This is a genomic window from Variovorax sp. YR752, assembly GCF_943372545.1.
On the sequence record NZ_CALRZC010000076.1, the window covers coordinates 25,142 to 34,219 of the forward strand.

At 67.5% G+C, this 9,078-nt stretch carries 10 protein-coding genes; 2 read left to right on the forward strand and 8 right to left on the reverse strand.

Annotated elements, in window-relative coordinates; genetic code table 11:
- Positions 1-7: 7 nt before the first annotated feature.
- Both AAG801_RS18925 and AAG801_RS18930 read left to right on the forward strand, forming a co-directional pair.
- Positions 8-2,491, forward strand: a complete 2,484-nt coding sequence (locus AAG801_RS18925) for an arsenate reductase (azurin) large subunit (protein WP_341889737.1) — start codon at positions 8-10, stop codon at positions 2,489-2,491.
- Positions 2,492-2,580: 89 nt separating this feature from the next.
- Positions 2,581-3,282 (forward strand): nitroreductase, encoded by a 702-nt coding sequence (locus AAG801_RS18930; RefSeq protein WP_341889738.1) that lies wholly within the window; start codon positions 2,581-2,583, stop codon positions 3,280-3,282.
- A 19-nt stretch (positions 3,283-3,301) separates the two neighbouring features.
- Here the strand turns inward: AAG801_RS18930 and AAG801_RS18935 are convergent, their stop codons facing one another.
- The 8 genes from AAG801_RS18935 to AAG801_RS18970 form a co-directional block, all read right to left on the reverse strand.
- The gene (locus AAG801_RS18935) at positions 3,302-4,486 is read right to left on the reverse strand and encodes an acetyl-CoA C-acyltransferase (protein ID WP_341889739.1); all 1,185 of its coding nucleotides are present in this window, start codon (positions 4,484-4,486) and stop codon (positions 3,302-3,304) included.
- A 98-nt stretch (positions 4,487-4,584) separates the two neighbouring features.
- Positions 4,585-5,532 carry a class II glutamine amidotransferase gene (locus AAG801_RS18940; RefSeq protein ID WP_341889740.1) on the reverse strand — a complete coding sequence of 316 codons (948 nt, stop codon included), beginning with the start codon at positions 5,530-5,532 and terminating at the stop codon, positions 4,585-4,587.
- Between the two features lie 144 nt (positions 5,533-5,676).
- Positions 5,677-6,633 carry a cation diffusion facilitator family transporter gene (locus tag AAG801_RS18945; protein ID WP_341889741.1) on the reverse strand — a complete coding sequence of 319 codons (957 nt, stop codon included), beginning with the start codon at positions 6,631-6,633 and terminating at the stop codon, positions 5,677-5,679.
- On the reverse strand, positions 6,630-7,037 hold the full coding sequence (locus AAG801_RS18950; RefSeq protein WP_341889742.1) for an OsmC family protein: 408 nt from the start codon (positions 7,035-7,037) through the stop codon (positions 6,630-6,632). Before AAG801_RS18950 ends, AAG801_RS18945 begins: the two co-directional genes overlap by 4 nt.
- A 130-nt stretch (positions 7,038-7,167) precedes the next feature.
- Positions 7,168-7,686 carry a rhodanese-like domain-containing protein gene (locus AAG801_RS18955; protein WP_341889743.1) on the reverse strand — a complete coding sequence of 173 codons (519 nt, stop codon included), beginning with the start codon at positions 7,684-7,686 and terminating at the stop codon, positions 7,168-7,170.
- A gap of 22 nt (positions 7,687-7,708) precedes the next feature.
- Positions 7,709-7,942, reverse strand: a complete 234-nt coding sequence (locus AAG801_RS18960) for a thioredoxin family protein (RefSeq protein ID WP_137735310.1) — start codon at positions 7,940-7,942, stop codon at positions 7,709-7,711.
- An 11-nt stretch (positions 7,943-7,953) separates the two neighbouring features.
- On the reverse strand, positions 7,954-8,892 hold the full coding sequence (locus AAG801_RS18965; protein WP_341889744.1) for an MBL fold metallo-hydrolase: 939 nt from the start codon (positions 8,890-8,892) through the stop codon (positions 7,954-7,956).
- A 5-nt stretch (positions 8,893-8,897) separates the two neighbouring features.
- A partial coding sequence (locus tag AAG801_RS18970) for a permease (protein WP_341889745.1) occupies positions 8,898-9,078 on the reverse strand: 181 nt, incomplete at its 5' end.

The following is a 9,078-nucleotide window of genomic DNA, read 5'->3' on the forward strand; positions in this document are numbered from 1 at the left end:
CCGCGCCATGAGCAGCAACATCAAGGACCGCATTGCCCTGCCTCCGAAGGATGCGCAGAAGACCAACATGACCTGCCACTTCTGCATCGTCGGATGCGGATACCACGTCTACAAGTGGGACGCCAACCGCGAAGGCGGTCGTCCGGCAAGCCAGAACGCCCTGGGTGTGGACTTCACCAAGCAGGTCCCCGCCTACGGCGTGACGATGACGCGGGCGATGACCAACACGATCACCGACAAGGCCGGCAAGCGCTGGAGCATCATGATCGTGCCCGACAAGGAGTGCGTCGTGAACAGCGGGCTGTCGTCGACCCGCGGCGGCAAGATGGCCTCGTACATGTACGCGCACGACGGCATCGGCCGCGAGCGGCTGAAGAACCCGCGCATCCTCGTGGGCGACCAGTGGCTGGACACCGGCTGGGACCAGGCCCTGGCGCTGTATGCGGGCCTGACCAAGAAGATCCTCGACAACGACGGCCCGAGCGGCGTGCTGTTCGACTGCTTCGACCATGGCGGCGCGGGCGGCGGTTTCGAGAACACCTGGGGCACCGGCAAGCTGATGTTCAGTGCCATCCAGACACCCATGGTGCGCATCCACAACCGTCCTGCCTACAACTCCGAGTGCCACGCAACGCGCGACATGGGCGTGGGCGAGCTGAACAACAGCTACGAGGATGCCGAGGTCGCGGACTGCATCGTCGCCACGGGCTGCAACCCGTATGAGACGCAGACCAACTACTTCCTGAACCACTGGGTCCAGAACCTCAACGGTGGCAGCGTCGACAAGAAGAAGAAGTGGTTCCCGGGCGAGACCGCAGCGGCGGCAAAGATCGTCATCGTCGATCCGCGCCGCTCGGCCACGGTCGTGATCTGCGAGCAGATCGCCGGCAAGGACAACGTGCTGCATCTGGACATCGAGCCCGGCAGCGACACGGCGCTCTTCAACACGCTGCTGACCTACGTCATCGACCAGGGGTGGCACGACAAGGACTTCATCGCCAAGTACACGAAGAACTTCGACGAGGCGATGAAGACCAATCGCATGTCGCTGGAGGATGGCTCGAAGGCGACCGGTATCCCCGTCGCGAAGATCCGCCAGGCTGCCGAGTGGGCCTACAAGCCCAAGGTCAGCGGCCATCGCCCGCGCACCTTCCACCCGTACGAGAAGGGCATCATCTGGGGCAACGACAACTACGTGATCCAGAGTTCCCTGGTGAGCCTGTGCCTGGCGACCCACAACGTCGGGCGGCGCGGCACGGGCGTGTGCCGCATGGGTGGCCACCAGGAGGGCTACACGCGTCCGCCGTACCCGGGTGACAAGAAGATCTACATCGATCAGGAGGTCATCAACGGCAAGGGCCTGATGTACACGCTCTGGGGCACGAATCCGTTCCAGACCACGCTGAACGCGGAGCAGCACCGACTGGTGTTGCACAAGCGGGCCAACATCGTCAACGAGGCGATCGCCAAGGCCAGGGGAGCGACCACCGAGCAACTCATCGACGTCATCTACGACGCCTGCAAGAACAAGGGCGGCCTGTTCGTCGCCGCGATGAACCTCTACCCGACGGTGATCGCGGAGGAAGCCCATCTCATGCTGCCGGCAACCCACCCGGGCGAGATGAACCTGACGTCGATGAACGGCGAGCGCCGCCTGCGCCTGTCGGAGAAGTTCATGGACCCGCCGGGCTCCGCCAAGCCCGACTGCCTGATCGCAGCCGACATCGCCAACACGCTGAAGGCGATGTACCTGAAGGACGGCAAGGCCGACATGGCCAAGCGCTTCGAGGGCTTCGAGTGGAAGACCGAGGAGGACGCCTTCAACGACGGCTTCCGGCGTGCCGGCCGTCCGGGTGTCGGACCGATCGACAGCCAGGGCGGCGACACGGGCTACCTCGCGACCTACGAGCTGCTGCGCAAGGCGGGCAACAACGGCGTGCAGCTGCCGATCAAGGAGGTCAAGGATGGCAAGCTGATCGGCACGCCGATGATCTATGCCGACTACAAGTTCGACACCAAGGACGGCAAGGCGGAGTTCAAGCCAGCGCCCTGGAACGGGTTGCCGAAGCCGGTGGCGGATCAGAAGGCCAAACACAAGTACTGGCTCAACGCGGGACGTGCCAACGAGGTCTGGCAGACGGCGTACCACGACCAGTACAACAGCTTCGTGCGCGACCGCTACCCGATGGCCTACCTGGAGATGAATGCGGAGGACGCCCGCCAGCTGGGCGTCAGCGCCGGTGACGTGGTCGAGGTCTGGAACGACTACGGCAGCACCTACGCGATGGCTTATCCGATGAAGTCGGCCAAGCCGGGCCACACCTTCATGCTGTTCGGCTACATCAAGGGCGTGCACGGCGACGTGGTCACGTCCTGGGTCGACCGCAACGTGGTGCCCTACTACAAGGGCACCTGGGGCAGCATCAAGCGGGTGGGCAGCGTCGACGACTGGAAGCAGAGCATCAGCTTCAAGGAACGGCGTTTCGCCTGACAGGCTCAGACTTGTCTCCGTGCGGCGCCCTGCGCCGTGTTGCGGGGGGTGCCTGCGGGCACCCCCGTTTTCCAGAGGACACCCACGCCATGCAGGTCCTGACTGCAAACCGGGTCCGCGATGACGCGTGCGACAGCCAGACGCCGCAGGGCGGCATCGCCAGTGATCCCACCGCGACGTCCGATGCTGAAGGCTTCGGCTTCGCACGCGCCCTCATCGAGTCGCGCCAGAACGTGTCACCCAAGCGGCTGGTCGAGCCCGGGCCGTCGCCGCAGCAGTTCGAGGCATTGATGTCGCTCGCGGCGGCCGCCCCTGACCACGGCCTGCTGATGCCGTGGCGCTTCATCGTCGTGCCAGCGAGCCAGCGCCGCGCGCTGGCCGAGGTCTTCGCCCTGGCGCTGATCGACCGGGACCCGGGCGCCACGCTGGAGCAGATCGAGTCGGCGCGCGAGAAGGCCTACAGGGCGCCGCTGCTGATGGTGGCGGTGGCTTGCCTGGGCCCGCGTGAGCCCGACATCCCCCGGCTGGAGCGCATGATCTCCATGGGCGCTGCCGTGCAGAACCTGCTGCTGGGCGCGCATGCGATGGGCTTCGGCGCTGGCCTGACGAGCGGGCAGGCGATGAAGTCGAAGCGCATGCACGCGCTGTGCGGTCTCGGCCCCGAAGAGTTCGCTGTCTGCTGCGTGAACATCGGCACCGCGGGCAAGCGCAAGAGCGCTGCGCGCCTGCGGCCCGTGCCCGCCGAATTCGTCAGCGAACTCGGCGCGGCGCTGCCATCGCGCTGCAGCTGACCCGACCCCGTCGGCTCGCTCAGAGCCGTTCGATGGCCAGCGCGATGCCCTGGCCACCGCCGATGCACAGCGTGACGATGCCGCGCCGTGCCTCGCCGCGCTGGATGGCATGCAGCAGCTTGGTGGCCAGCACGGCACCGCTCGCACCGATCGGATGGCCGTGGGCGATCGCACCGCCATCGACGTTGACGATGTCCTCGGCGAAGCCGATCTCGCGCAGGCAGGCGAGCGCGATGGCCGCGAAGGCCTCGTTGATCTCGACCCTGTCCACATCCCCCACCGACCAGCCGGCGCGCGCCAGCGCCTGGCGCACCGCCGGAACCGGCCCCAGGCCGAAGAAGCCGGGCTCGACCGCACCGACGCCGTAGCTCACCAGCCGCGCCATCGGCACGAGACCCTGCTTCTCGGCCCACGCGGCGTGGGTGACGACCATCGCCGCACCGGCCGAGTTCAGGCCGGGCGCATTGCCGGCGGTGATGGTTCCCTCCTTGCGGAAGGCGGGCTTGAGCTTGGCCAGCGACTCGGCGGTGGTTTCCGGCCGGTTGTGCTCGTCCTTCGCAAACTGCGTCGGACCCTTGCGTCCGGGCACTTCGACGGCAACGATCTCCGCGTCGAACTTGCCCGCGGCCTGGGCCGCGGCGAAGCGCTGCTGCGAACGCAGCGCCCAGCGGTCCTGGTCCTCGCGGCTGATGCCGTTCTTCAGCACGAGATCCTCCGTGTGCCAGCCCGAATGCTTGCCGCTGAAGGCGTCGTTCAGCCCGTCGTAGAGCATGCTGTCGAGCATCGTCACGTCGCCCATGCGGGCTCCCCAGCGGCCCTGGGGCAGCAGGTAGGGCGCACGGTCCATGTTCTCCATACCGCCGGCGATGCCGCAGTCGATCATGCCGGACCAGATCTCGAGGGCCGCGCTGACGACGCCCTGGGCTCCGGAGCCGCACACGCGGTTCACCGACAGCGCCGGCACCTCGACCGGCAGCCCCGCGGCGATGCCGGCCTGTCGGGCCGGGTTCATCTTGCCGCTGGCCTGGATGACGTTGCCCATCACCAGTGTCTCGATCTTGTCGGCTGCAAGGCCCGAACGCTTCAGCGTCTCGCGGATCGCCGCGGCTCCCAAGTCGGAGGCAGTCACGTCCTTGAGGCTGCCGCCATAGGTGCCGATCGCGGTGCGGACTGGATGGCAGAGAACGATGTGTCGGCTGGTCATGGTGTCTTCTCCTGTGGGAACAAGCGGCGCATCGGTCATCAGATACCTGCAGACCGATGCGCTCGTTGATCGCCATCAATCACGGCCCGGGCACCTGGTCAGCAGGGACCTGGGCCAGGTCCGCCCCGGCCGGTGGGGCAGAAGGTGTTCTTCGGCTCCTCGCCGCGCAGGTACTGCGCTTCTTCCTCGTCCGTGGCCGTGCGCACGTCGACCCGGGCCGTTGCGGCGGGCGCGGAGGTCGCCGAATCCCCCGTGAGGATCCGGCCGTCCCGGATCGCCACCAGTTCGCCGCAGGCCAGTGGTTGCCACGGGTCGTCCGTCAGCGGCACGCTGGCCACCCAGACGACCGAGGTGCCGTCGGTGTGTACCACCACTCCCGCACCCTGGTCGGCCGATGCGGCGTCGGGCGGACAGTGTCGCTGCCGGATCCAGAGCCCCGGTGGCTCGGCGCGGCCGTTGTGCTGAAGGCGCCTGTCGCCATGGGCGAACAGCGCGTCGCCGTCGGCATAGAAGAAGTTGGCCGGGCCGAGCGCGCGCAGCTCGGCGGCGAACGTGGACAGCACCGAAAGCCGGCTCTCCAAGGGCGGCGGACCACCGTCCAGCCACAGCGCGCTCAGGCGCGCCAGCAGCACACAGAAGGCCAGCTCGGAGTCGGTCTGGCCGACCGGCCGACAGGCTGCGCGATCGAGCAGGACCGCGCTCTCGATGCCGGGGAGGTCGCCGTTGTGAGCGAAGACGTGGGAGCGGCCGCCCAGCGGACGGACGAAGGGCTGGGTGTTGGCCAAGGACACCTCGCCGCGGGTGGCGTGGCGGATGTGCGAGATCGCCAGCCCGGTCGACGGTCCCTGGGTTTCGAGGAAGTTCACCAAGGCGCTGTCGGCGGCAGGGCGGGGTTCGCGGAACAGGGCGACATCGTGTCCCTCGTAGAAGGCCACACCCCACCCATCGTGTGATCGGCCCGTCACGCCACCGCGTGCAGCCAGCGTGCGCAGCGAGAAGGTCAGCCGCGCCGGCCGGGAACTCGACAGCGCCAGCAGCTCACACACCAGGCTTCCCAAGGTGCACTACGGCGTGGCCGAGACCATCAGCAGCCCAGCGCCGTGCTCCAACTGCTCTGGCTCTTCGAGGAACGGCGCGATGCACGCCCTCTGGTTGCATGGGGTCGCCTCGATCCACGCTCGTGGTGCCTGTCAGCGGGCGTGCGGGTGCACGGTGAAGGCCGTCGCCGTGGCCGACGTGCCGACCGGTTCCAGCGTGGCACAGGGCGGGGTGAACGGTACCCGCACCACCTGGATCGTGACGTGCTCGATGCCGAAGTGCTCGTGCATTTCGTCGGTGGCGTGCTTCAGGAAGGCATCGTCGGCCTGGCCCTGCGGCATCACAAGATGCGCCGTCATCGCGATCTCGGACGTGCCCATCGCCCACACGTGCAAGTCGTGCACCCGCTGAACGCCGGGCAGCGATTCCAGCAGTGCCTGCACCGCATGCAGGTCCACGCCTTCCGGCACACCGTCGAACAGCAGGTGCAGCGACTGCTTGAACAGGTTCCAGGTGCCCACCACGATGACGGCGGCGATCAGCAGGCTGACCACCGGGTCCAGCCAGGTCCAGCCGAACCACAGCGCCAGGCCGCCGGCCACTACCACCCCCGCGGATACCAGCGCATCGGCAGCCATGTGCAGGAAGGCGCCGCGGATGTTGAGATCGGCCTTTCGCCCGCGCATGAACAGCAGCGCGGTGGCGGTGTTGACCAGGATGCCGATGCCGGCCACCACCATGATGGTGACGCCCTCGACGGCCTGCGGCGTCTGCAGGCGCTGTACCGCTTCCCAGGCCAGCGAGCCCATGGCCACGAGCAGCAGCAGGGCGTTGATGAACGCCGCGAGGATGCTGGCGCGCTTCCAGCCGTAGGTGTGGCGGGCGTCGGGGCGCAGGCGGCCGGCCAGCGCGCCGCCCCAGGCCAGCACCAGACCGATGACATCGCTGAGGTTGTGGCCGGCGTCGGCCAGCAGCGCCAGGGAATCGATCTTCCAGCCGTAGAAGGCCTCGATGGCGACGAAACCGATGTTCAGCGCGATGCCGATGCCAAAGGCGCGGTCGAAGTTGGCCGGCGCGTGGCTGTGGCCGTGGTCGTGATCGGCACTCACGTCAAGACCTTGCGGCGCAGCACGCCGGAGATCTCGGTGCCTGGCGCCACTGTGTTGAACACGGTGCCGTACTTGCGCACGTTGTCGTGCAGCAGGTCCAGCCGCCGGTCGGGCTCGTCGGTGTCGACGACGATCTCGTAGCTGATGGACTCCATGCGTGGCGGCACGTCCTGGCGAACGCCGTGCACATGGACTTCCACGCCGCGCAAGGAGAACTTCAGGATCGGCGTGACGCGCTCGATGCCCTTGATCATGCAGGCCGACAGGGCGGCCAGCAGCAGTTCGGCCGGGTTGAAGGCCTCGCGGTTGCCCGCCATGTCGGTGTCCAGCGTGATCACGGCGTCCTTGCAGCGCGATTCGCTGGCGTGCGCGCTCAGGCGCACGGACACAACGTCGAATTTCATCTTCGGATTTCTGGACTCAGGCATGGACGCTCTCATCAAATCTCTTTGGGACCCGTCGGCCCATCAGACCACGATTCCCAGGCCTTGGGCGATCCACCAGACCCCGGCCGCGCCCACGGCGTCAGTGGTGTCAGCAGCAGGGACCGCCTGGGGGGTTCTTGGGCGATGCCGGGCAGCAGCAACCGCCGGACGCCGACGCTGTTTCGCAGCACCCGGCAGAGGTCGAAGTCTCTGGCGTGCTGTCGCAGCAGCCCGAAGCTGCGGCCGTCGAACCGCAGCACGCAGCCGCTGCAGCCACGGCAGGCGCCGCGGTGCCGGCGACCGGGGATCCCTTTCGAGCCCACTTCGCCAGGCCGCCGTCCATGTTGGAGACGTCCGTGAAGCCCTGGTACATCAGGAAGTAGGTCGCCTTCAGGCTGCGCGGGCCCGACTCGCAGGCCAGCACCAGCGGCCGGTCGCGCGGCAGTTCATCGAAGCGCCGTTCGAATTCGGACAGCGGCATCTGCACCAGCGCCGGCACATCGAAGGCCATGCGGGCCACCTCGGCGCGTTCGCGTACATCGACCAGCAGCGCCCCTTCGGCGAGCAGGCGGCGGGTGGCGGTGGGGCAGACCTCGCGGGCCGCAGGCAGATCGACACGTGCATTCATGGTGTGTGCTCCGGAGGCTCGTTCAGGCGGCCAGCCACTGTTCGACCTTGCCGCGGCTGGGCACGCCACCGGCGTGCACCACCTTGCCGTCGATCACCACGCCCGGGGTGCTCATCACGCCGTAGCCCATGATCTCGCGCAGTTCCTCGACCTTGGCCAGCGTCACCGCCACGCCCTTGTCCTTGGCAACCTGTTCGATCAGTGCGATGGTGTTCTTGCAGTTGGCACAACCGGTGCCCAGTACCTTGATGTCCATGGGGGTGTTCCTCACTCTCGTTCCAGTTCCAGATAGGTGCGGCTGGCGTTGCCGGGCATCAGCTCGGCCGCGTTCAGCAAGCGCATGAAGGGGGCGGCGTCGAAGGATTTCACTGACGCGCTCACGTCCACGCCGTCGTCTACGGCCTTCTTCATGTGGGCGCGCAAGGCCAGCAGGTAGGCCTGGGTGTCGGCCTGCGCGGTGGCCAGCGTCGTCAGCCGGCCGTGGCCGGGCACCAGCACGGCGGGCTTGAGCTGTTCGATGACCGCGAACGTGGCCAGCCAGTTCTTGGTGTTGCTGACCGGAATCACGCCCAGCATGCGGTCGACGTAGACCACATCGCCAGTGAAGAGCACGTACTTCTGCGGCAGCCACACCATCGTGTCGCCTGGCGTGTGGGCGCCGCCGCGGTGCTTGAACTCGAAGACCACGCCGCCGAGTTCCAGCCGCTCGTCGGGCGCCTTGAGCCAGTGCGAAGGCAGGGTGGGCACCGTGCCGTCGGCCTTGGCACCGAGCACGGCCTTCAGCGCCTGCAGGTGGTCGTTGCCGCGGTTCTTCATGTCGGCTTCGCCCGCAGCATGGGCGATGAGCTCGGCCCCTTGCGCCTTGAAGTAGCCGTTGCCCAGCCAGCGGTGGTCCTGTCCACCGGTGTTGATCACCCACTTGATGGGCTGGTTCGTGACCTTGCGCGCGGCCTCGGCGATCTGGCGCGCACTCTGGAAGGTGGCGCCGCTGTCGATGAGCACCGCGCCGGTCGGCGTCACCACCAGGCCGATGTTGGCGTTCAGCCCTTCGTTCTCGGCGGTGCGGGCGCCGGTGTCGCCCACATGGGCATACACGCCATCGGCCACCGGCTTGAAGTCGACCGTCACCGCCTGGGCGAAGCCCGGCAGCAGGCAAAGGGCGAGGGACAGCGCGCGCGCAGGCCGCAGAAGGTTCAGGACAGTCATGGAACTCAGAGCAGTGCGTTGAAAATGAAGCCGACCGCCAGGATGCCCGTGGCAACGACACCGGCGAAGGTGAGGATGAGCCGCAGCTTGAGCACCTTGCGCAGGATGATCATCTCGGGCAGCGAGAGCGCGATCACGCTCATCATGAAAGCCAGCACGGTGCCCAGCGCCGCGCCCTTGGCCAGC

Excerpts from the sequence above, each read along its gene's own strand:
- AAG801_RS18925 (WP_341889737.1), top strand. The coding sequence starts at position 8 with ATGAGCAGCAACATCAAGGACCGCATTGCCCTGCCTCCGAAGGATGCG.
- AAG801_RS18930 (WP_341889738.1), top strand. The coding sequence starts at position 2,581 with ATGCAGGTCCTGACTGCAAACCGGGTCCGCGATGACGCGTGCGACAGC.
- AAG801_RS18935 (WP_341889739.1), bottom strand. The coding sequence starts at position 4,486 with ATGACCAGCCGACACATCGTTCTCTGCCATCCAGTCCGCACCGCGATC.
- AAG801_RS18950 (WP_341889742.1), bottom strand. The coding sequence starts at position 7,037 with ATGAAATTCGACGTTGTGTCCGTGCGCCTGAGCGCGCACGCCAGCGAA.
- AAG801_RS18955 (WP_341889743.1), bottom strand. The coding sequence starts at position 7,686 with ATGAATGCACGTGTCGATCTGCCTGCGGCCCGCGAGGTCTGCCCCACC.
- AAG801_RS18960 (WP_137735310.1), bottom strand. The coding sequence starts at position 7,942 with ATGGACATCAAGGTACTGGGCACCGGTTGTGCCAACTGCAAGAACACC.
- AAG801_RS18965 (WP_341889744.1), bottom strand. The coding sequence starts at position 8,892 with ATGACTGTCCTGAACCTTCTGCGGCCTGCGCGCGCGCTGTCCCTCGCC.